Genomic DNA, 22,210 nt, shown 5'->3' with positions numbered 1-22,210 from the left:
TCCCCTCACTGCCGCACCTGCTCCCACTGCTTGTCGAGGCGCTTGATGGACACCGGCATCCGGGTTCCCAGTTGCTGGGCAAAGTAAGACACCCGGTACTCCTCCAGCATCCAGCGATAGAGCGTCAGCTCCGGGTCATCAATGCCCTGGCGACGATGCTGCTCCAACCTCTTGGCATACCGACTCCAGAGAGGCTCGATGGCGTGGAGGAACTCCCGCTCCCGGCCCATCTCCCGGGGCATTTTCTCCAGTCGCACCTGGGCAGCCTCAAAGTAGCGGCCAAACTCCGCCAGCCATTCACCCGGGGTCTGCACCAGGAAGCCGGGGAACACAAGGTGTTCAAGCTGGAATTTAAGGTCCGCCATGCTGTTGGCCAGAGCCAGATTTATCTTGCCTTTGAGCCGCTTCATGATGTTGTGGTAGCCGGTCATGGCCTGGTGCAGATGCTCGTCAAGGGCAGACAGGGTGTCAAAGAAATCCCCCCGCCGCTGATCGTACAACGCAACAAACTGCGGCTCCGACCGCGGCAGCCCCTCGCCCAGGAAATGCGCCATGGCGGCCGCCAGCAACAGGTCATCCAGCAGCACCCGGGCCTGACCGATGGGGGCAAACAGCAGTGCGGAGGCCTTGAAGTGAGCCAGACGTCGATCTACATCCTCCAGGGTGTTACCCAGGCGGTTGATGATCAGCCGGGCAATGGCTTTACGACTGGCCCGTTCTGCTGCCAGTGGATCGAGGTACTGGGTGAGCCGGACGTCCTGGCCCAGGTCCTCAAGCGCCGGATAGACAGTAACCTGCATGCCACCGCGTTCGGTCTGAACCTGGACGGGCAATTCGCCAAACTGCCAGTCCTGCGCATCGGGCAGATCCGGCAGATCGTTTCCGCTAACCGGGGCTGATGACAGAGCCTCCTCCGCCCGGCTCTCCAGCGTTTGCTGGAGTTGGTCGGTATCCCGGCCCTGAGCGATCACTCCGCCCTGATCGTCCACCACCCGGACGTTCATCCGCAGGTGGTGGGGCAAGCCATCCAGTTGCCAGTCTTGCGGTTCAATTCGTACCCCGGTCATCCGCCGCAACTGGTGCGCCAGGGTCTCGGTCAATGGCTCATTGGAAGGCGCCATGTTCTCCAGCGCCGCATCGACGAAATCCGGCACCGGCACGAAGTTTCGGCGCAGCGACTTCGGCAACGCCTTCACCAACGCTATGCATTTCTCCCGCACCAGCCCGGGCACCAGCCATTCCAGGCGCTGGTTGGGCAACTGTTTCAGCGCCACAATCGGCACCTGCAGGGTGACACCGTCGTCGTCGCCAGTCGGTTCGAACTGATAGCTCAGCGGGTAACTGACGCCTTCCCACTCCAGGTAATCCGGGTACTGCGCCTGCTCTCCCTCATCGACCGGGCGTTGCAGAACGTCATCCTCGGTCAGCTCCAGCGCCTTCAGCTCGTCCGCAGCAAGCGACTTCCACCAGCGCTCAAAATGCCCGCCGCTGATGACGGCGTCCGGCAGCCGCTGATCGTAGAACGCCACCAGCGTTTCGTCATCCACCAGCAGGTCACGACGACGGGTCTTGTGTTCCAGATCCTCCACGTCGGCCAGCATGGCCCGGTTCGCTTCCAGGAAGGGGGCCTTGCTGGTGTAATCCCCTTCGACCAGCGCCCGGCGAATGAACAGCTCACGGCATTGTGCCGGGTCGACCTTGGCGTAGTTGATCTTCCGTCGAGGCACCACGTCCAGACCATACAATGAGACCTTCTCAAAACCGACCACCTGAGCCCGCTTACGCTCCCAGTGGGGTTCAAAGTGGTGTTTCTTGACGACGTGGCCCGCCAGCGGCTCGATCCATTCCGGCTCGATCTTCGCCACCATGCGCGCGAACACCCGGCTGGTCTCGACAATCTCTGCCGCCACCAGCCATTTCGGCGCGGATTTGGAGACTTTGGAGCCGGGAAAGATCTGCACCTTGCGGTTGCGGGTGGCCAGGTATTCCCGTTTCTCGATTTTGGTGGCCACCTGCCCCAGCAGACCGGCCAGGATGGCCTTGTGAATGGCTGGGTATGCGGCGGCTTCCGCATTGAATGCCAGCTTCTGCTCGCGGCAGATCAGGGTGAGCTGGCGATGAATGTCCCGCCATTCCCGCATCCGCATCCAGGACAGGTAATACTTCTTGCAGAGTTTCTTGAGCTGGTTCTGGGTCTGCTCCTGGCGCTGCTCCTCATAGAAGTTCCACAGGTTGAGCAGGCTGACAAAGTCCGATTCCTTGTCGACAAATTCCGAATGCGCCTGATCCGCTGCCTGCTGCTTTTCCTGCGGCCGCTCCCTTGGGTCCTGAACGCTCAGGCCGGCGATGATCACCAGCACTTCACTGAGGCTGCCCTCGTCCGCCGCTGTTACCAGCATCCTCGCCAGCCGGGGGTCGAGAGGCAACCGCGCCATGGTACGCCCCAACTGGCTCACCTTGCGCTTGCCATCCACGGCGTTGAGTTCTTCCAACAACTTATAACCGTCGTTGATCAGCCGGTTGTCCGGCGCCTCAAGGAACGGGAACTGACGGATGTCCCCCAACCCGCTGGTGGCCATCTGCAGGATGACCGACGCCAGGTTGGTGCGGAGAATCTCCGGATCGGTGTACTCCGGGCGATTGATGAAATCGGTTTCATCGTACAAACGGAAGCAGATCCCCGGAGCCACCCGTCCGCAACGACCAGCCCGCTGATTGGCGCTGGCCTGGGAAATCGGCTCCACCGGCAGGCGCTGGATCTTGGAACGCACGCTGTACCGGCTGATGCGGGCCACGCCGGTATCGATGACGTAGCGAATACCCGGCACCGTCAGCGAGGTTTCCGCTACGTTGGTGGAAAGCACGATGCGTCGGCCCCGGTGCGCCTGAAACACCCGGTTCTGCTCCTGGTTGCTGAGCCGGGAATACAGCGGCAACACCTCGGCGTGGCGCAGGTCCGAATGCCGCAGCTGTTTGCTGAGGTTGCGAATCTCCCGCTCCCCCGGCAGAAACACCAGCACATCGCCTGGCCCCTGGCCGGCGCCGCGCTCGTGAGCCTCAATTTCTTCCAGCGCAGAGAGAATGCCATCGGCCCAGCTCTGGTCGCGGTCATCCTCATCGCCGGCAAGGGGACGGTAGCGGGTTTCCACCGGGTAGGTCCGACCGCTGACTTCCAGCACCGGCGCCTCACCGAAGAAATCACTGAAGCGCTCCACTTCAATCGTCGCGGAGGTAATGATGATCTTGAGGTCCGGCCGCTTTGGCAGCAACTGCCTGAGGTAGCCCAGCAGGAAGTCGATGTTGAGGCTGCGCTCGTGGGCCTCGTCGATGATCAGGGTGTCATAACGATCGAGGAAACGGTCATGCTGGATTTCCGCCAGCAGAATACCATCGGTCATCACTTTGACCCGGGACTGGTCGCTGGTATTGTCGGTAAAGCGGACCTGGTAACCCACCTGCTGGCCCACCGATTCTCCCAGTTCCTCGGCGATACGCCCAGCGACGCTGCGGGCCGCCAGCCGTCGCGGCTGGGTATGGCCAATGAGCCCGCGGGTACCGCGGCCGTGGTTAAGACAGATCTTGGGTATCTGGGTGGTTTTACCCGAGCCGGTTTCCCCTGCCACGATGATGACCTGGTGTTCGGCGAGCGCCGCGGCAATGTCATCAACCCGCTCTGACACCGGCAGGCCATCGGGATAACTGATGGCCCTATGGCTCTGGCGACGCGCCTCAACCTTGGCCAGGCCTCGGCTGAACCAGTCACGGGCCTTGTCCTGATCCCGGGCGGAGAGCTTGCGCCCCCGGCTTCGGGCCATCAGACGGCGAATGCGGGCCGCTTCCTGCTGGTTGCAGTGGTCCAGTTTCGACAGCAATTCGCCAATACTCATTTCGGCCGGATTGGTGGCTTCAGCGTGGGGGTCTTGGGCTGGCATAGGGACTTCGGAAACCTTCTCTAATCAACGAAAAAACCCTGCCAAGGCAGGGTTTTCGGGGCCTGGCGGTCGCGCCCTCGGAGGGACACGACCGATATCCGTGACGCCGGTTACTGGGTCGCTTCGTCCCGCAGTTCCCGACGCAGGATCTTGCCGACATTGGTCTTCGGCAGCTCCTCGCGGAACTCAAACAACTTGGGCACCTTGTAAGCGGTCAGGCGCTCGCGGCAGAACTCTTTCAGCTCGCCTTCGGTCAGATCCGACGACGATGCCACCAGGAACACCTTCACGGCTTCGCCGCTCTTGGTATCGGGAACACCCACCGCGGCACACTCGATCACCTTCGGATGACTGATCACCACATCCTCGATTTCGTTCGGGAACACATTGAACCCGGACACGATGATCATGTCCTTCTTGCGATCGACGATGCGAATGTAACCGTCTTCCTGGATCAGGGCAATATCACCGGTGCGAAGGAAGCCGTCGTCAGTGAAGGATTTCTGGGTGTCTTCCGGGCGCTGCCAGTAGCCACGCATCACCTGCGGGCCCTTGACGCACAACTCACCCGGCTCACCCAGAGGGGTCTCATTGCTTTCTTCATCAATGGTCTTGATCTCGGTGTTGCAGATCGGCAGACCGATGGTGCCAAGCTGGATGGCGCTGGGCGGATTGAAGGTGACGACCGGTGAGGTTTCGGTCATGCCGTAGCCTTCCGTGACTTCACAACCGGTCACACGCTGCCACATCTTGGCGGTGTCACTGGTGAGCGCCATACCACCCGAAGCGGTCATCTTCAGCGCGCTGAAATCCAGGTTCTTGAAGTCGTCATTATTGCACAGCGCCACAAACAGGGTGTTGAGTCCCAGGAAGGCGGTGAACTTGTGATTCTTCAGCTCTTTGACGAAGCCCGGAATGTCCCGCGGGTTGGGGATCAGCACGTTGTGGGCACCGGCCTCAAGCATGATGCCGCAGTTCAGCGTGAAGGAGTAGATGTGGTAAAGCGGCAGCGGCGCGATCACCACTTCCTGCCCTTCCTGGACGATAGACCCCATCATCGGGCGGGTTTGCAGCAGGTTCGCCACCAGGTTGCCATGAGTCAGCATGGCGCCCTTGGCCACACCGGTGGTGCCACCGGTGTACTGGAGCACTGCGATGTCATCCTTCTTGCAGTCCACCGGGGTAAATTTGGCCTTACCGCCAGCACTGAGCACCGCGGGCAGGCGATGCGCCTTGGGCAGGTTGTAGGCCGGAACCATCTTCTTGACGTGCTTGACCACCGCATTCATCAGGGTGCGCTTGAGCGGCGAGTGCATGTCAGCGATTTCGGTCACGATGACATGCTCAATACCGGTATGCGGGACCACCTTCTCGGCGTTATCGGCCATGTTCGCCAGCACAACCAGCGCCTTGGCACCGGAATCGTTGAACTGGTGTTCCATTTCCCGCGTGGTGTAGAGCGGGTTGGTGTTCACCACAATCATGCCGGCACGCATGGCACCGAAAACCACCACCGGATACTGGGTCAGGTTCGGCATCTGGACCGCGATGCGATCGCCAGGCTTGAGGTTGGTATGGTTCTGCAACCAGGCAGCAAAGTTACGGCTTTGCGTATCCAGGTCGCGGTAGGTCAGAGTGACACCGACAGCACTGAAGGCAGGGCGATCAGAATATTTCTTAACGGCCTGTTCGAATACCTCGATCATATTCTGGTACTTGTCCAGGTCTACCTCCCGGGGCACGCCGCCCGGGTATTTATCCTGATAGAACTGCTCAAAATCCATCACACCATCTCCTGTTTGTCGTTTGTGCTTGTAGGCTCTTGGGTACGGTCGGTGCTCTGCGGCTCCTCACCCTTCACTCTTTTTATATCAGGCCACAATATCAGTGAGTCACGGCTGGGATAATGTGACAATGCACTCCGTCGCGATTGCACACTCTTAGCCCAAAAAACAACCAGACTAAAGTCTCAGTCCTGAAAACGAGCGCAGAGAATAGCAGTTTTGCGAACGATGAGGTAGTTTTCGGAATAAGGCCCTGATCCCGGTCCTTTATACCCTCCCCCAGTGATGAATTACCATCACCATCGCCCTATTTGATGGCCCAACCAGCACAACCATATCCGCCTCATGACGGCAGGAACTCAATGGGAAAGCGAACCGTGCGCTTGTCGACGGCATCAGCTCCGAAGTTGAACAACCGTACCCGGTTGGCCAGCCGGGTTTCCAGTTCCGGGTGTGACAGCTCAGAACTCACCACCTCACATTTCGACACCCGACCGTCCGGCTCAATGACCAGCTCAAGCAGGACCTTGCCTTCCAGTGTCGGGTCCTGGCGCAGTTCCCGTCGATACAACGAATACAGGGCATTCTTCTGGGCATCGAACACCTGGCGAATGTTGCTCATGGCGCGTTCGCCATTGCCATCACCGGCTGCCGGAGCCGGCTCGGACCGGGGCCTGGCTGGAGCCGCCTCTGCCGCCACCGTCACCGATTTGACCTGATGATCCGCCAGTTCCGCGCTCCGTTGCGGTGCCTTGGTATCAGCCACACCACCACTGCTGGCCAGCACGTCCTTTTCCGGCTCCCGGGTATCGGTGTTGCGCCGATCTGATGCATTGGCCCGCAATTGCCCCGCAGGTATGGCAGTATCCTGCTGCATACTGGCCAACTGGTCCTGCAGTGCCAGCAGCCCGGAGCTGGCCGCCTTCTCCCTGGCCTGCTCCACCGTCTGGCGCGGCGGCTCGGTTACAGCGGGCCTCGGTTGCGGCGCCGGCTCAGGCTGTGGCGCCGCTCTGGCTGCCGGGGGTTTCGGTTCCGGCTTGGGCCTGGGTTCGGGAACAGGTTCCGGCTCCACGGGCTCAGGCTGAACAGGGGTTGGCGGTGGCTCAACGGGCCTGGGTGGCAGCAGCTGTGCAGATTGTGGCGGTGTCCGCTGAACCTCGCCCAGGCTGGGTTCTGGTAACTGAATCCAGGGAATCCAGACGGCCGGCACCGCCGCCAATACCATCAGGATAACGAGAATCACGCCAAAACGATGGCCCTCTGCTGACCCAGAAGACCAGGGCAAACTAACGGCCGGTGCGGTGATACTAGCCATGGGCGGCCACCTCCAGCGGTTTTACCGCCAGTCGCACCTGACGGAACTGCTCATCAACACAGGTCTGGAGCACCTGTCGCAGCAGTTTGTACTCGGTGTCCTTGCCCGCCAATACCGTCACCGGCAGGCCCGCGTCCGGAATCTCACCCTGCTGTTCGCGGCGGCTGGCCAGGGCTGCCGCCAGCGCATCCAGCCCCTCCGGAGCCACTCCGCCATCGGGCCCCTCACCCTCCGTTACCTCGAGGGCAGCGACCTGACGGCCATCGATAAGAATAGCCCTGCCCTTGACCTCAACCGTCAGGCTCTCAGCCGCCAGCTGATCGGCACTGGATGCCGGCAGCGGCAGGTCGGTGTTGGTTTTGAGCACCTTGACGTCCGAGGAATTCACCATCAGGAAGAACACCAGGATGGTGAAGATATCCATCAGAGAAACCAGGTTGAGACCACCGGCGCGATGCATGCGACCGTAGTGGCGCTGGCGCCGCAGGGCGCGACTCGAACGCTTCATGTCGCCCCTCCCGTCGCGATCGGACTGATCGCGGTACCGGGCACCGGGCTGGCCAGGGACACATCCGGGAACAGCTCCGCTTTCACCACGCTGGCAGCCACTACGGCCTCGTAGGAGCGCACGGTATCCAGCGCCGTTACCAGGGTCTGATAATCAACGCTTTCACCGACCTCAAGGATAATGTCGGTTTTTTCTGGAAGCCGCTGCTTGATTCGGATCAGCAGCTCACGTAGCCCGTCAAAGTCCTGCGCGCCCTCCACCAACGGCAGCTGGCCGAGGTTGCCTCGCTCGCTGTCCGCCACCAGCAAGCCACGGTCGGTGACGGTCACCACCAGCTGCAATTCCTCCGCCTCCGGAGCCTCACCGGGGGCCATGCCCGGAAAGTTCAATTCGATCATGTGCAGCTGACTGAACACCATGCCCAGCAACAGCACCGGCACCAGCACAATCATCAGGTTCATGAAGGCGGTAATGTCCAGTTCCGGCGTGGTATTCATCCGGCGATGTCTGCGTCTCATGCCGCTCTCCTGATCAGGCTGCAGCCGGCTCGGCCGCCTGGTCGGAAATGATGTTCAGCAGCTTGACTCCGGCCATCTCGAAACTGTCGACAATCTCATTGGTCCGGGTCTGCAGCAGGGCGTGGAACATCAGCAGCGGAATCGCTGACATCAGGCCAAAGGCCGTTGTGTTCATTGCCACGGAGATACTTTCGGACAACAACGTGGCTTTCTGCGAGGGGTCCGCATTGGCGACCGCCGTGAAGGCAGCAATCAGCCCGATGATGGTACCCAGCAGGCCCAGCAGCGTAGCCACATTGGCCAGTGTGGCGAGGTACTGGGTGCGTTTTTCCAGTCTCGGCAGTACCTCCATCAGCCCCTCTTCCATGGCGTACTCAATGTCCTCCCGACGCTGGTTGTTCAGCAGCCGACCAACCCCGGCGCCAATGATGGCCGCGATGTCACTGCTGGAATTGCTGGCCGCCTTCATGGCCCGGCGATAATCGCGCTTGTGCAGGAGCGGCAGCAGGCCTTTCTCAAAAATGCGGCGATTGCGCCGACGCACACTGCCCAGGAACAGGAAACGCTCCAGCGCTATGGCCAGACCAATCACCAGCACCGCAGCAATCGGGTACATGAAGGGACCACCGTCCTGAAAGAACCGCACCACTGTTTCCAGCATCGTCATACTCCACTGTGATTATTGTTGGTTGTGCACCGAATCCAGATCGGGATTCAATGTCTGCCGGAACTGCCGGTGACGCTCAAACGTCAGCGGCTCCAGCGGACTCATAAAACCATCCCCGGCCGCCGGCAGCGCCGCTCTCGGTCGCCGGGGTATGCTCGGTGATCGCCAGGGCAGTATGTACAGCACTCGCGGATCATCGTCCTTGTTGAATGAGGCCTGTCCTTCCACCCCCAGGCCTTGGGTCCTGGATATCGTGTCAGTAACCGTCTCCTCGGCCAGCGCCGGCAATGTGGTCGCCATCAGGCCAATGGTCATCAAAGCAACAGCCATCAGCGGCATTCGGCAGCTGATCTGTACAGGTTGGTCATGGCCGATCATGATTCGTCCACCCGGCGTTCGATGTCTGCAATCCAGCCTTCAACCCGTTTTTCCGGCGTTGGCAGCAGGGCCTGGTATTGGCGGTAATGGTCGAGCGCCCGCGGCAGGTCCAGCAGATACAACTCACTCAGCACCGCCAGGTTGAAATGCAGCTCCGGCACCCGGGGGGAATAGGCCAGCCCCTGTTCCAGGACCTGACTGGCCTGGCGGAAGTCCCCGGCCTCCCGCAACAGCAGGGCAAGGTTGTTGATACTCAGAGCATCCGCCGGATTGGCAGCGACGGCGTTGTGGTAGAGCACCGTTGCCTCCCCCGTGCGCCCCTGCTGTTGACGCACCCAGGCCAGGCGCGCGGTCAATCGCGGGAGGTCATCCCGCTGCTGCAACAGCTGCTCTAGTGCCTGGGCGGCGTCATCCCACGCCTGACTTGCGGCCGCCATTCGGGCACGTTCGACCAGCTGTTGCTGGACTTCGGTCAGTTCCGGCTCCGGAGGTATCGCCCTGGTGGACACCGGCGACTGCCGAGCGGTGTTTGCCGCCTGCCCGGCTCCCTCCGGACGTCCCCCGTCGTCGCCAGACATCGGGTTACCGGCGCAGCCCGCCAGGGCAATCAGCACACTCAACACCAGTGACAGCTGTGCGCTAGGCATCTCCACCCTCCTCGTTTGTCCAGGCCATCCAGCGGGAATCCCGCTGGTATCTCCCCGGATGCAACTGGGACAGGACATCCAGGCTCTGTGCCACCCATTCGTCGAAGTAACCTTCAGACAGCCGCTGGTGATTGCGGGCGTGAAGCGCCAGGGCCTTCTCTTCAAACGGGTAGGCCTGTTCTTCCAGCAACAGGTCATACTGCATCGACTCCAGCTCATTAAGACCGTCTGGCCGGCTGGAAGCCATCAGGTCTGCCGCCAGCTTCCGGTACAACTCAGCCTGGCGATACAGAGCTTCCGAGCCAGCGGCGTCGGTGCCAAACCGGACCGCTTGCTGGTAGCGCTCCAGCGCACGGTCCAGCGCCTGACGTTTACGGGCCAGGGACTGGGGCAATGGATGAACCAGCGCAATGTCCGCAAAGCTCTCGCCGGCGGCACGCCCCAGCACCAGCGCCGCCTCGGCGGCGGCCGCCAGCGAGGCTTCCGAGTGCCAGTCACTCTCCAGCTCGCGGGCGACCAGAGTCTGCCGCAGCGCATCTCCGGCAGCGCCAGAGGTGATCAGCCGCTGCCGCATCCGCTGCTGCAACAGGTGTTCCTGCTCATCTCCCGCCGGGGCCGCTGTCGCCAGGTAAGCCTGATAGATGCGATTGCGATCGCCATCAGCGCCTCCCTGGTGGTAGAACTCCGCCGCCCGCAGCTGTTTTTCCCAGGACACCTTGTTCTGCGAGGCTCCGGCCATCAGTTCATCCGCAGCGCGAATGGGTTGGCCGGATGCATGGTAGGCATACACCAGTTTGTCGTGGATCTGGGCTGCAAGCGTGTGGTCGGGGAAATCGCCCCGGAACCGCACCAGTTCGTTGATGGCGGCCTGCCAGCGTTCACTGCTCAACAGGGTGTTGGCCGCGTCAAACCGACCCCGGATCGCCAGCTCACTGGAGGGAGCGACACTGTCGATGCGCTGGAAATGGGCCACAGCGACATCGATCTGGTCCGCAGCCAGCGCTACCTCGGCCTGCCGGTAGATACTGGTGGCAAGCTGCTCCACCAGAGCCTGGCGCTCGCTTTCGACAACAGCCAGAAGGCCCTGGGTCGTCATGGCCAGCGCTTCACGCCAGGACCTCTCGGCCGCATCAAACCGGGACAAACCCTGCTGGGCGCGGCCCTGGGCCAGCCAGGCGGCGTAACGATCCTCCGGGCTCGCGGCAGGATCAGCGGAGACCTCGGCAGCCATGGTCAACGCCTCGGCGTCGCGCTCCGCCGTCAGCAAGCGGTTGGCAGCATCAACAAAGGCCTGGTATCCCCGGGGGTCCATTGCAAAGCGACGATGGAAGCGCTGGATGCCGGCAACGTAGCCATCCAGGTCGATGGCCAGCGCCACCTTCCGGTCCAGACCCTCGGCCATAAGCCGCACCGCCGCCCAGGCGGCATCGGCCGCCTCGTTGTAGCCCGGTGCGTTGTAACCGGCGTTGCGGTATTCATCCAGCGCCCGTTGATAGTCCCCGGCCTGCAGCCAGGCATCCCCGGCCAGGCGCTGAACGTCGCCGCTATCGGTCAGACGTGGCGCCAACAGGCTGTAGAGATCGCCAGAACGGGCAAATTCCTCGGCGGTGGCAGTCGCCGTGCCGGCGCGCTGATAGTGGTAATCCGCCAGTTCCCGGGTATAACGCTGCCACAGTACCTGCTCGTTCTCCTGCAGCCGATCGTAGCTGCCCTGATCGCGGTAGGCCGCGATGTAGTCGGCCTTGGCATCACGGGCCTGATCGGCAAACCCCTGCTGCTGCCAGACGGCAATAACCTGCTGGCGCAAGGCCGGCACGCTGGCGTGAGCTGGCTGATTGCGAATAAAGCGCTCCGCTGCCGCTACGCTGTCCCTGGCTCGACCTTCACTGGCGTAGTAGTCAGCCAACCGGTCATACAGCAGATATTCGTAGTCCCGCTCGCCGACACGCGCTAGACGGCTCGCCAAGGCATTGGCTCCGCCAGTCCGGGCACTGATCAACGCCAGAATGCGCAGGGTATCGTCGACCACTTCCAACTCACCGTCGGGAACAGCCCGGAAGCGGTCGGTAACAGCGGCTTTCTGGTCCAGCACTGCGATGAAGGAGTCTCCCGCCCGATCCAGCGCTTCCTGTTTGTACTGGCTCCAGCCCAGCATGTACCAGGTCTTGGTCTTGAGACTGTCGGTGGCGTCGTCGGCCTTGATGACCTGCTGGTAGCCGGCCTCGGCCTGAGCGTAGTCCTGCAGCGCAAACGCCCGTTCAGCAATACGGAAACGGGCTTCGTGAATCAGTGGCGAGCGCGGGTGTTCGCGGACCAGACGCTGCAACTGGGCGATGCTGCGTTCGCCTTCTCCAACCAAGGCGTGGGCCTTGGCAAGCTGGTACAGCAATTGGTCCCGCGGGTAATCGGACTCACCGGTCGCAATGAGCTGCTCGTAGTCCCTGATGGCTTCACGATAGAGGCGAAGCTCGGTTTCAACATCTATCTGCAGATCCCCGGCCGCCCGGTCCTGAAGGCTGGCCAGACGGTTCAGGGCATCAATCCGCAACGTCGGATCAAAGGTCTGGTCGAACATGCGAACGTAGCGGCGGGCCACTTCCCGGGGCGAGATGGCCGGAAGCGACTTGCTCTCGAATTGCAGGAACACAGGCCGCATGTCCCCAATGGTCTCGCCATCACGGTCTAGGGTTACCTGGAAGGCCTCCTGCCCCCATACCGGAGTCGATGTTGCCAGCACCAAGCCGAGCAACAGATGCGCCCTGGACGCTGGCCATCTCATTCCGCCACCTCCCGCTGCAAATCCCGCTCGAGGGTGTTAAGCGCCAGATACTCATACAGGTAGGCAATGTGCTGTTCAGCACGATCCTGTGCAAGACGAATGCGTCGGCGTTCACCTTCAATAAAGTCGGTAGCGATGCGGTCAAGCTCCTGTCCCGCCGCCTCCTGCAACTCGGTTACGGCTGTCAGGAGCCCGGGGATGGTCGTTTTCAATGTCCGGGCCCGATCACGAAGACGGGACTGCTGCGTTCTCGCGAGCGTGGTTCGGTCCTGCCAGCGATCCAGCGAATCCCGGATGTCCGACAGCTGGACCGTGATCGACGCCAGCTCCGTCCGGCTGGCTTGCTCCCCGTCGCCCTGAAGGTTCGCCAGAGCACGGGCCAACCTGGTTGCCTGAGCGGCCAGCTGCTCGGCTGTCGGGTTTGAGACGGACGTCCGCTGACGCTCATCCAGGGTCTCAATGAACAGTCCGAGGTCGTGCTCGTGACGTTGAAGCGTCTGTGCCAGATCCGCGAGGGTCGCCAGCCGAGCGATCGCCTGCTGGGCATCCGGTTGTTTGGCCAGGTGGAGCAGATACGCCAGTCGTGGCTGTGTCAGTGTACGGCTGTCGGCGAGGAACCACTCCACATCGCTGTTGCGGGCAGCCAGTACCATGGCCTGATAAGCGCCTTTGTTGTCGACTTCGTCGGCAAGCGTGGACAGGGTCACCTGCTCACTTTCCAGGGCAGCGTTGGCCGCCAGGTAGGCTTCGCCGGCCTGGGCGAGGTAGCCCAGTTCATCATAGCTGCGCCCCATTCCCAGCCAGGCGTCCACCGAACCGGAAAAGGCCAGCGGAAACTTGCGGGCGCGGTGCCAGGATTGCATCGCACCACGGTAATGGCGTTGGGCGAAGGTGGCCAAACCGTGAAGGTACAGGGCTCTAGGGGTCGCGAAGCTGTTCAGCGGGACGTCGTCAAGAAAACCGGTGGCTTTCTGGAACTCATTGCTCTGGTAGGCCAGAAAACCGGCTTTAAGCAGAAGCTCGGCACGCAGCGCCTCTGCTCGCCGCCGGTTGCCATCACCATCCAGCATCGCCAGCGCCACCCGGATCGCCACCAGGGATCTGGCCGAGGTACTGTCAACGTCACTGTAGCCCGTGGCGATGTTGTGATAGCCCATCGCTGCCCAGTAGCCATCATCCATGCTGGCCAGAACCCGCCCGGCCTGATCCAGTTGCCCTAGCTGAAGATAGTCGTCAGCCAGGTGGTACAGGGCTTCCTGCCTGGTTGCTCCATGGCTGAGACGGGCGGCGTTCTGCAGTGCCGGACGGGCCGCCTCCCGACCCTGCTCCGCCAGTTGCTCTCGTGCCAGCAATAGCCAGGCTTCGCCACGGTGGCGGTCGCCCCGGGTCAGCGCTTCCAGCAGTTGGCGAGCGTGTTCTGGGCGGCCACTGGCCAGCAGCGCCTTGGCTCGGACCAGATTGGCGGTCGGAGACGCCAGCCCCTGCAGCCAGGCCAGGGCCTGCGATGGTTCGCCGGCCGCTTCACTGAATCGCGCCAGCGCCAGCCGGCGCTCAGCATCCGTTGACGGTGCGGCGGTCACCAACGTCACGGACAGCATCAGAATGATTGAGCAGACAACCCTGACCACGCTACCTCCAGGCCAACTACCAGTGATTGAGCAGGACTTCCGGTTCAAAGTCCGGCGCCTCCGCGGCGATAACCAGTTCCAGGTGCGCTTCGCCACTTCGCTTACGGAAATCCAATTCGGTTTCCCGGCGCAGGTAGCGGTCGTTGGCGCCCTGGCCGGTCAAGGTCACCGACAGGGTATGGGGCCCTAATGCCACGTTGCCGACATACAGCTGTTGCAGACTGCCGGCCTGCAGGGACCTCAGTTCACGGGCACTGTAGAGATAGGATGCTGCTGGCTTGCCGTCGATGCTGAGTTCGATGGAGTCAAGCTCCAGCGCCTCGACATTATCCAGCGATAGAAAGACAGAAAGCCGGGTATCAGCGGGATGCAGCACTTGCTGCTCCAGAGTGAACAGGGATTCACTCAGTTGTGACACCTCGGACTTGAGCCGATCAATCCGTTGATCCAGTGCTTCGGCGCATGCCGCCCCGGACCATGCCGAGACAACCATCACCGATGCCAGGGCAAGGCGCTGCCAGCCCGGCGCGTACAAACCTGTTGCCGTCATAACTGCCTGCTTCCGCATGTACTCTGTAACAAAAGGTATATGGAGAGTAACACTGGGAAACTGACAAGAACGGTATCCAGGTCACCAAATGGAAAACCGGTGTTCGTCGGGGATTTTTACAGCGAGGTGATGATTGGAGGGAGAAAACACCCAGCCGGATCAGCTGGAGATTTTCAGGCCACTGAAAATACTGAAAAATTAAGACATGGCCTCGCGATTGCTTCAGCCAGGGTGGCGGTAGCGCCCAAGGGCGCCGACCGCTTGATATGCCGAGCTTTGCCGATGCCCTCAACCGCATCGGCTTTTTTTTTGCCTGGGCGCCCCTCTCCCGGGGATTCTGCTTACTTGCTGAGGTGCCGCATGGCGGATTCAAGGCCGTCGATCGTCAGCGGGTACATGTGATCCGACACCAATTGGCGGGTCATGCCCAGGGAGCCGCCCTGCCCCCAGTAACTCTCTGGCAACGGATTCAGCCACACGACTTTACGGAAGTGGTCGGTTACCCGTTGCATCCAGGTGGCACCGGCCTCTTCATTCCAGTGCTCGATAGAGCCTCCGGGGTGGGAAACTTCGTAGGGAGCCATGGTGGCATCACCGACAAAGATCACTTTGTAGTCCGGTGAATACTTGTGGAGGATGTCCCAGGTGTCTGTGGTTTCATTCATCCGGCGAATGTTGTTGGTCCAGACGCTCTCATAAATGAAGTTGTGAAAATAGAAGTACTCCATGTGCTTGAACTCCAGCCTTGCGGCGGAGAACAGCTCTTCACACACCCGCACATGGGGGTCCATTGAACCACCGACGTCAAAGAAGATCAGCACCTTCACCGCGTTGTGGCGCTCCGGCACCATCTTCAGATCCAGGTAACCGGCGTTGCGGGCTGTGGAGGCAATGGTGTCGTCCAAATCCAGCTGATCCGCGGCGCCCTGACGGGCAAATTTGCGAAGCCGGCGCAGCGCCACCTTGATGTTGCGGATACCCAGCGTAATGCCATCGTCCAGGTCACGGAACTGGCGCTTCTCCCAGACCTTGACGGCGCGGCCTTGACGGCCGTCCTTCTGGCCAATGCGGAAACCTTCGGGGTTATAGCCGTTGGCTCCGAATGGCGAGGTGCCACCGGTGCCGATCCATTTGTTGCCACCCTGGTGACGTTCCTTCTGCTCTTCCATTCGCTGCTTGAAGGCTTCAATGAGCTCTTCCAGGCCACCAAGGGAGTCGATCCTGGCCTTTTCCTCGTCAGACAGCTGTTTCTCGAACTCGGCCCGCAACCAGTCTTCCGGGATCAGCGCCTCAAGCAGTTCGTCGAGGTTTTCAATCCCCTTGAAATAGGCATCAAAGGCCCGGTCAAACTTGTCGAAATGACGCTCATCCTTTACCAGACACAATCGGGAAAGGTAATAGAATTCTTCCATATCGGCGAAGGCCAGCCGGCTTTTCAGGGCCTCCAGCAGATCCAGAAACTCCCGCAGGCTGGCGGGCACTTTGGCACGTCGGATTTCCAGAAAAAAGTCGATCAGCATGGTAGGTCCCCTGCCCTGAATGAATGGTGGGGTGCACCGTGGCACCCCCTCAATCAGCTGCGGCGGCGCGCCATGAACGCCAGCTTCTGCAGCAGGTGAACGTCCTGCTCATTCTTGACCAGTGCGCCATAAAGCGGCGGTAGCGCGCTGCCAGCGTCCTTGTCCTGGAGCATCTTGGCAGACAGGTCATCCGCCATCAGCAGCTTGAGCCAGTCAATCAACTCAGAGGTGGAAGGCTTCTTCTTGAGCCCCGGTACCTTGCGAACATCAAAGAACACTTCCAGGGCATCCCGTACCACTTCCTGCTGGATATTGGGGAAGTGCACATCCACGATGCTCTGCATGGTGTCGTGGTCCGGGAAATTGATGTAGTGGAAGAAGCAGCGACGCAGGAAAGCATCGGGCAGTTCCTTCTCATTGTTACTGGTGATCACCACAATCGGACGTTTCTTCGCCTTGACGAACTCCTGAGTCTCGTAGACGAAGAATTCCATGCGGTCGAGTTCCAACAGCAGATCGTTGGGAAACTCGATGTCGGCCTTGTCGATCTCGTCAATCAGCAGCACCACCTGCTCGTCGGCTTCAAACGCTTCCCAGAGCTTACCCTTGACGATGTAGTTGCGGATATCCTTGACCTTCTCGTCGCCGAGCTGGGAATCCCGCAGCCGTGAAACCGCATCGTACTCGTACAGTCCCTGCTGGGCCTTGGTGGTGGACTTGATGTGCCACGGGATCAGTCTCATGCCCAGGGCAGCCGCCATCTCCTCGGCCAGCAGCGTCTTGCCGGTGCCGGGCTCGCCTTTGATCAGCAGCGGGCGTTGCAGAGAAATGGCTGCGTTAACGGCCATTTGCAGGTCATTGGTGGCGACGTACTTGTCGGAGCCGGTGAACTTCATACGGTCGATTCCTGTTGCTGTTATCGTCGGATCTGGCGGCCGAGTATAGCCGGACGCCTACCGGACTGAAAACCTTAGCCTGCGTCCTTTTCTATTCGTATCGCGTCGAATTCGGCCCGATAGCCCGACGATCACTCCTTTCCGTCATCTTTTCTGCGCTCCCGGTTTTCGTCTTCATCGCCCGACTCATCGGGCAGATCGAAGTCCTCGATATCGGACAGATCAAAGTCCTCCAGGCCGAACTCATCGTCATCATCTTCCGAATCGTCCGGGAACGGGTCCAGCTCAGGGATCTCCTCATCGAGGTCAAAATCCTCTGGGAATTCCCGTTTTGGCTCCGGTTCTGGCTCCGGTTCTGGCTCCGGTTCTGGCTCCGGTTCTGGCTCCGGTTCTGGCTCCGGTTCTGGCTCTGGCTCTGGCTCTGGCTCTGGCTCCGGCTCCGGTTCTGGCTCCGGTTCTGGCTCTGGTTCTGGCTCTGGTTCTGGCTCTGGTTCTGGCTCTGGTTCTGGCTCTGGTTCTGGTTCTGGTTCTGGTTCTGGTTCTGGCTCTGGCTCTGGCTCTGGCTCTGGCTCTGGCTCTGGTTCTGGCTCGGGTTCCGGCTCGGGTTCCGGCTCTGGCGCTGACTTGGTATCGGCTTCCTTATCCGGCTCTGCAGCAGCCTTGGCCTTGTTCCGGCGACGCCACAACAAGAACAGCGCGCCCAGGAACACCACACCACCGATCCCTGCGCCACCAATGAACAGCCACTTCTGATCAATCCCGGTATCGTCTGCCGCGGGCTCCGGCGGAGTTTCTGTCGGCTCCTCGACGTCACTGACATCGATTGGACCGGCCTCGGGTATCGCCGGGGCTGATTCTGCTGGGGGCTCTTGCTCAGCTGATGGCTCTGCTTCCGCTGAAGGCTCCGGTTCTACCGCAGGCGATGGCTTTGAAGGCGCCCCGGCAACCTCGCCACCGGTTTCCGGCAACTCGAAGGTAACAATCTGGCTGAACTTTCGGGAGAAGGTCTGGCCATCCGCCACCAGTGACAACTGATAGTCACCGGCGGCCGGCAGTTTGGGAATGGTGTCCTGATAGACGCCGTCTTCCGGCGGTCCGTTTGGCGCCAAAGGCTTGGTGCCGGAACGGCCGTCCGCAGAGGTGATGGTCAGGGAGACATCGATCACGCCAAGGAAATCGGGGTCCTGAATACTCTGATCTTCCTCGTAGAACATCGCCTGGATCGCCAGCGGCTCATCAGCCGTAAACGCCGGCGGAATGGGGCTGACCACCATTCGCAGATCACTGACCACGGTGACCCGGCTGCCCTCACCCAGGTCACCGTCGATGGTCCACTGGCCGGCGGTTGGGTTGGATACGGTGATCAGGTCATAGCCAGTTTCACTGGCCCAGCGCAATCCGTCCTGAGGCGAGTCTGCCTGACTGCGACGGCCCTGGGGGTCGATCAGTGCCAGCTCAACTGCCGCCTCACCATTGACGCGCTCACCCGGAAAGATCAACGCGGTGAATTCCTTGACGCCGCTGTCCACCAGGAAGCCGTTGTCTTCAATCGGCAGTTGCTCCTGTGGAACCGCGGTATTCAACGCTCTCAGGAACGCCAGGTTCAGCCCATCGGCCGATTCGGCCAGGGAATAGGAACCCTCGGTCTGGCTGGCGAATTGCCGCAGCAGTTCAAGGTCCGCCTGGTCCGAAAGAGCCACGGTGTGTATTGTGGCGCCCGCATCCTGCAGGCGGGTCAGCAGCGAATCCAGAATACGCTGGCGCTCACGGCTGTTGGCCGACGAATCCGGAGAGATATCGACCTTACCATCGGTGAGCAGGATGAAGTGGGTTCGGCTGAGATCACCACCGGTGTAGAAGTCGTCACTGGCAACTTCCAGAGCCTCGCCCAGATTGGTGCGAAGGGCGATCGAATTGATGGCCCGGGAACGTTCAATGGCCTTGTCCCGCCAGACCTCGCTCACTTCCCCGTGGGGCACCAGCATGTTGACGTACTGGCCAAAGGTCCAGACGCCGGCGGTCGAACCGCTGGGCAGCATGCGGGCCAGCAACCGGACAGCAGGCTGCCGCAGGTTGTTGGGATCGGTCTGTTTCATTGACCCGGAAATATCAACGATCACCCGGACATCGCTGTCTTCAGGCAGTTCCAGGGTACTTTGCTGGGCTTGGACAACCGGGGCGAGGACCACAACCCCGAGGATGAGGAGGCGTTTCAGGCCTTTGAGCATAGTGTCTCCTGAATCAGTGCTGTGTCAGCGCCGGGTCAGACGATAACGAACCAGATCCAGTAACCAGACCAGGGTCATTACCATGGCAGCCAGTCCCATGTTGAAGAATGCCCTGGCCGCCTCCTCGGCATTACCCAGTATGGCCTCATAACCGCCATGCAACCAGGCAGGTATCCACCACCCCGCCACCTCGGAGGATTCCACCGGCGTCGCGATGGCGACGATCAGCACTGCCTGCAGCAGGGTCCGCAATCCATAAAGCGGCAGGAGTCGGAAGAACCGGCTCATCACATAGAAAAACACCAGAAAACCCAGGATGTAGATTCCCCAGAATATGCCATACGCCAGTTGTGCTTCCGCATTCATCATTTACAGAACCCAGTGAATAATATGTTCTTCCCAGTCCTCTTCCGGCACCCGGTCTTCGGATAAGACCCGGTGCCGGACCGATACGCCGGCAGCGTGAACGCTGTCCGGATCACCGGATACCAGCGGGTGCCAGTCCGCCAGAGGACGTCCTTCGTGAAGTGTGCGGTAGGCGCAGGTATAGGGTAACCATTGGTAGTCACCCACCGTGGCCGGGGTCAGAACGGTACAACCAGGCACCTTCGCCAGGCGGGTGGCATACACCGTGCACTGACAGCTCTCCTGATCCATATACCGGCACACCAGGTCGGTATGGTATACCTCGCCGGTGTCCTCGTCTTCCAGCTTGGCAAGGCAGCACTTGCCGCAACCATCGCACAGCGATTCCCATTCCGTGGGGCTCATCTCATGGAGTCGCTTCCGCTGCCAGAACGGGATGGCCGCTATCATCTTCTGTCCTTGAGCTTTTCCTTAAATTCTACGACATAACTTTCCAGTTCTTCAGGCATTTGCAGGTAAAAATCCTTATCTTCGATAGCCTCGAGAACGGCCTGCCCCGTGGTTCTCGCCAGCTTGCGCTCAGGCGTCAGCACAAGGTCCATCGAATGCACCGGCTGGCCAAAGATTTCGCGCAACGTCTCCGGCAATGTCGACCAGTCATGGCCACGCCGTACAAAGATATAGGTGTCTGCCTTCTTGCTGCTGCGAAAGACAGAGACAAAGGTTTTATCAGTCATGTTGCAGTTCCGCTTCAATCTCAGAAAGGACCGGCTCGATCAGTTGACCGCGCCAGCCCGACAGCCATTCGCCGGAAACCTCGCCCTGTTGCACCAGGGACTCCAGCCGTTTGCGCGGAGCAAGCAGCTCAATGGGCACATCCGCGGTCTCCGCTGCCGACACAAAGCACGCCTTTACCCGCTTGTAGAGCTTCTGCTGCTCCCGGGTCAATGGCGGCCGGATGGTTTCAAAGTCGCCATCCGCCGCAACCGGCTGGTTGACCATCTCCACAATCTGTTCGCCGTAACGGCGAACGACCGGCGCTGGCAGGTCCTTGATGCCGTTCAGTGCGCCCACTCGTGCCGGCATGGCGTCTGCGATGGCGATCAGCAGCGCATCAGACACCACCCGGTTGCGGGGACGATCCCGGCGCCGGCACTCCTGTTCACGCCAGAGCGCAAGTCTCTGCAAAACCTGCTGCTTGGAGGTAGTTAACGCCCAGCCTCCGCGAATCTTGAGGTAATAGCGCTGTGGATTATCCTGGGCAGCCAGGTCGGTGGCGAACCGTGCGGTCTCTTCTGCCAGCGCGGGCAACAGACCACGCGCCTCCAAAGACTCGGTCACCCAGCGGTAGAGCGGCAACAGGAAACGGACGTCATCCAGGGCGTACTGTTCCTGCGCTGGCGTTAACGGACGTGCAAGCCAGTCCGATCTGGTAGCGGACTTGTCCAGGGTCGCCCCGAACAGGGTTTCCACCAGGCGGGCATAGCCAACGGAGAAGCCCGCCCCGGCAAGCGCGGCTCCGAGCTGAAGGTCCAGTAGCCCGGCTGGCTCAATGTCCAGCCAATGACGAAACAGCTCAAGGTCTTCGCTCATGGCGTAGAGGATCTTGGTCTTGCCGGCATCCGCCAGGGTATCCCGGAAGCGGGTGGAGCCGGCGGCGACGTCCGGGTCCACCAGGTAGTAATCCTCACCGACACCAAGCTGTACCAGTCCGGGAATCGGAAAGAAGGTGGATACCCGTTCAAACTCGGTGTCCAGCGCCAGTGGCTGATCGCCAAGCCTATCCAGTACTTCGTCCAGTTCGGCAGAACTATGAAGCCAGCAGGCAGGGGATTGTGAATCAGTGGTCATGGTGTATAGAGACTGGGTTGGGGCTAGTCGCTCAGGGGTTTGCGACCGCGGAAGGCATGGGTCAGGGTGAAGCCATCCACATAACCCAGCTCGCCACCCACGGGGATACCGTGAGCCAGCCGGGTGATCAATACATCACGACCGTCCAGACGATCGGCGATGTAATGGGCCGTGGCCTCACCTTCGACAGTGGGGTTGGTGGCGAGGATCAGTTCGGAAATGTCCTCGTCGTTGATCCGTTGCAGCAGGCACTCGATGCCGATGTCGGCCGGTCCAATACCATCGATGGGCGACAGGTGCCCCATCAATACGAAGTAGCCACCCTGGTAATCGCCGGCCTGCTCGATGGCCAACAGGTCAGAGGGGCTCTCCACCACACAGATGGTGCCGTTACCGCGCTTGGGATTCTCGCAGATCCCGCATACCGGGGTATCCGAGAAATTCTGGCAGCGCTCGCAGCGGCGAACGCCGTCCATCGCCGATTGCAGGGACTCGGCCAGGCGATGGCCGCCGGTGCGTCCTTTCTCAAGCAGGTGAAAGGCCATCCGCTGGGCCGTCTTCTGGCCAACGCCGGGCAGACAACGCAGGGATTCCACCAGCTCGTCCACCAGAGGACTAAAAGCCATGCTGCTCTCCCGGCTGC

At 60.9% G+C, this 22,210-nt stretch carries 19 protein-coding genes; all 19 read right to left on the bottom strand.

All coding sequences use genetic code 11. The features are described from left to right. Positions 1-5: 5 nt before the first annotated feature. Positions 6-3,887 carry an ATP-dependent RNA helicase HrpA gene (gene hrpA / locus MLD24_RS05825; protein ID WP_248165414.1) on the bottom strand — a complete coding sequence of 1,294 codons (3,882 nt, stop codon included), beginning with the start codon at positions 3,885-3,887 and terminating at the stop codon, positions 6-8. Positions 3,888-4,042: 155 nt separating this feature from the next. Beyond that, positions 4,043-5,716, bottom strand: coding sequence for an AMP-binding protein (locus MLD24_RS05820; RefSeq protein ID WP_227171182.1), 1,674 nt, complete (start codon positions 5,714-5,716; stop codon positions 4,043-4,045). Between the two features lie 343 nt (positions 5,717-6,059). Continuing rightward, a complete protein-coding gene (locus MLD24_RS05815; protein ID WP_248165181.1) occupies positions 6,060-7,031 on the bottom strand; it encodes an AgmX/PglI C-terminal domain-containing protein in 972 nt (323 codons plus the stop codon). After that, the gene (locus MLD24_RS05810) at positions 7,024-7,539 is read right to left on the bottom strand and encodes an ExbD/TolR family protein (protein WP_248165179.1); all 516 of its coding nucleotides are present in this window, start codon (positions 7,537-7,539) and stop codon (positions 7,024-7,026) included. Before MLD24_RS05810 ends, MLD24_RS05815 begins: the two co-directional genes overlap by 8 nt. Continuing rightward, entirely contained in the window at positions 7,536-8,057 is a 522-nt protein-coding gene (locus MLD24_RS05805) for an ExbD/TolR family protein (RefSeq protein WP_248165177.1), read from the bottom strand. The genes MLD24_RS05810 and MLD24_RS05805 overlap by 4 nt, the downstream gene beginning before the upstream one ends. Before the next feature lie 13 nt (positions 8,058-8,070). After that, the gene (locus MLD24_RS05800; RefSeq protein WP_248165175.1) at positions 8,071-8,718 is read right to left on the bottom strand and encodes a MotA/TolQ/ExbB proton channel family protein; all 648 of its coding nucleotides are present in this window, start codon (positions 8,716-8,718) and stop codon (positions 8,071-8,073) included. 18 nt (positions 8,719-8,736) lie between these two features. Next, a complete protein-coding gene (locus MLD24_RS05795; protein ID WP_248165173.1) occupies positions 8,737-9,054 on the bottom strand; it encodes a hypothetical protein in 318 nt (105 codons plus the stop codon). A 44-nt stretch (positions 9,055-9,098) separates the two neighbouring features. Further along, positions 9,099-9,749 carry a tetratricopeptide repeat protein gene (locus MLD24_RS05790; RefSeq protein WP_248165171.1) on the bottom strand — a complete coding sequence of 217 codons (651 nt, stop codon included), beginning with the start codon at positions 9,747-9,749 and terminating at the stop codon, positions 9,099-9,101. Then, the gene (locus MLD24_RS05785) at positions 9,742-12,528 is read right to left on the bottom strand and encodes a tetratricopeptide repeat protein (protein ID WP_248165169.1); all 2,787 of its coding nucleotides are present in this window, start codon (positions 12,526-12,528) and stop codon (positions 9,742-9,744) included. The genes MLD24_RS05790 and MLD24_RS05785 overlap by 8 nt, the downstream gene beginning before the upstream one ends. Further along, entirely contained in the window at positions 12,525-14,156 is a 1,632-nt protein-coding gene (locus MLD24_RS05780; protein WP_248165167.1) for a tetratricopeptide repeat protein, read from the bottom strand. The genes MLD24_RS05785 and MLD24_RS05780 overlap by 4 nt, the downstream gene beginning before the upstream one ends. Before the next feature lie 16 nt (positions 14,157-14,172). Beyond that, positions 14,173-14,706 (bottom strand): AraC family transcriptional regulator, encoded by a 534-nt coding sequence (locus MLD24_RS05775; RefSeq protein WP_248165165.1) that lies wholly within the window; start codon positions 14,704-14,706, stop codon positions 14,173-14,175. A gap of 341 nt (positions 14,707-15,047) precedes the next feature. Next, positions 15,048-16,226, bottom strand: coding sequence for a vWA domain-containing protein (locus tag MLD24_RS05770; RefSeq protein WP_248165163.1), 1,179 nt, complete (start codon positions 16,224-16,226; stop codon positions 15,048-15,050). A gap of 53 nt (positions 16,227-16,279) precedes the next feature. Beyond that, positions 16,280-17,122: an AAA family ATPase gene (locus MLD24_RS05765; RefSeq protein ID WP_227171193.1), complete on the bottom strand. Its 843-nt coding sequence runs from the start codon at positions 17,120-17,122 to the stop codon at positions 16,280-16,282. Between the two features lie 131 nt (positions 17,123-17,253). Further along, a complete protein-coding gene (locus MLD24_RS05760) occupies positions 17,254-19,350 on the bottom strand; it encodes a VWA domain-containing protein (RefSeq protein ID WP_248165161.1) in 2,097 nt (698 codons plus the stop codon). Positions 19,351-19,374: 24 nt separating this feature from the next. Continuing rightward, complete coding sequence (locus MLD24_RS05755) at positions 19,375-19,719, bottom strand: hypothetical protein (protein WP_227171195.1); 345 nt, start codon at positions 19,717-19,719, stop codon at positions 19,375-19,377. Further along, complete coding sequence (locus tag MLD24_RS05750) at positions 19,720-20,166, bottom strand: YcgN family cysteine cluster protein (RefSeq protein WP_227171196.1); 447 nt, start codon at positions 20,164-20,166, stop codon at positions 19,720-19,722. Next, complete coding sequence (locus tag MLD24_RS05745; protein WP_248165159.1) at positions 20,163-20,453, bottom strand: YcgL domain-containing protein; 291 nt, start codon at positions 20,451-20,453, stop codon at positions 20,163-20,165. Before MLD24_RS05745 ends, MLD24_RS05750 begins: the two co-directional genes overlap by 4 nt. Further along, positions 20,446-21,567, bottom strand: a complete 1,122-nt coding sequence (locus MLD24_RS05740; RefSeq protein ID WP_248165157.1) for a ribonuclease D — start codon at positions 21,565-21,567, stop codon at positions 20,446-20,448. The genes MLD24_RS05745 and MLD24_RS05740 overlap by 8 nt, the downstream gene beginning before the upstream one ends. Before the next feature lie 23 nt (positions 21,568-21,590). Beyond that, positions 21,591-22,193, bottom strand: coding sequence for a recombination mediator RecR (recR, locus tag MLD24_RS05735; protein WP_248165155.1), 603 nt, complete (start codon positions 22,191-22,193; stop codon positions 21,591-21,593). Between the last annotated feature and the right edge of the window lie 17 nt (positions 22,194-22,210).

The sequence above is a fragment of the Marinobacter xestospongiae genome (genome assembly GCF_023156385.1).
In the GTDB taxonomy this organism is placed as follows: Bacteria; Pseudomonadota; Gammaproteobacteria; order Pseudomonadales; family Oleiphilaceae; genus Marinobacter; species Marinobacter xestospongiae.
The sequence above is the reverse complement of the archived record's forward strand: the minus strand, read 5'-3'. Positions and strand labels throughout refer to the sequence as shown.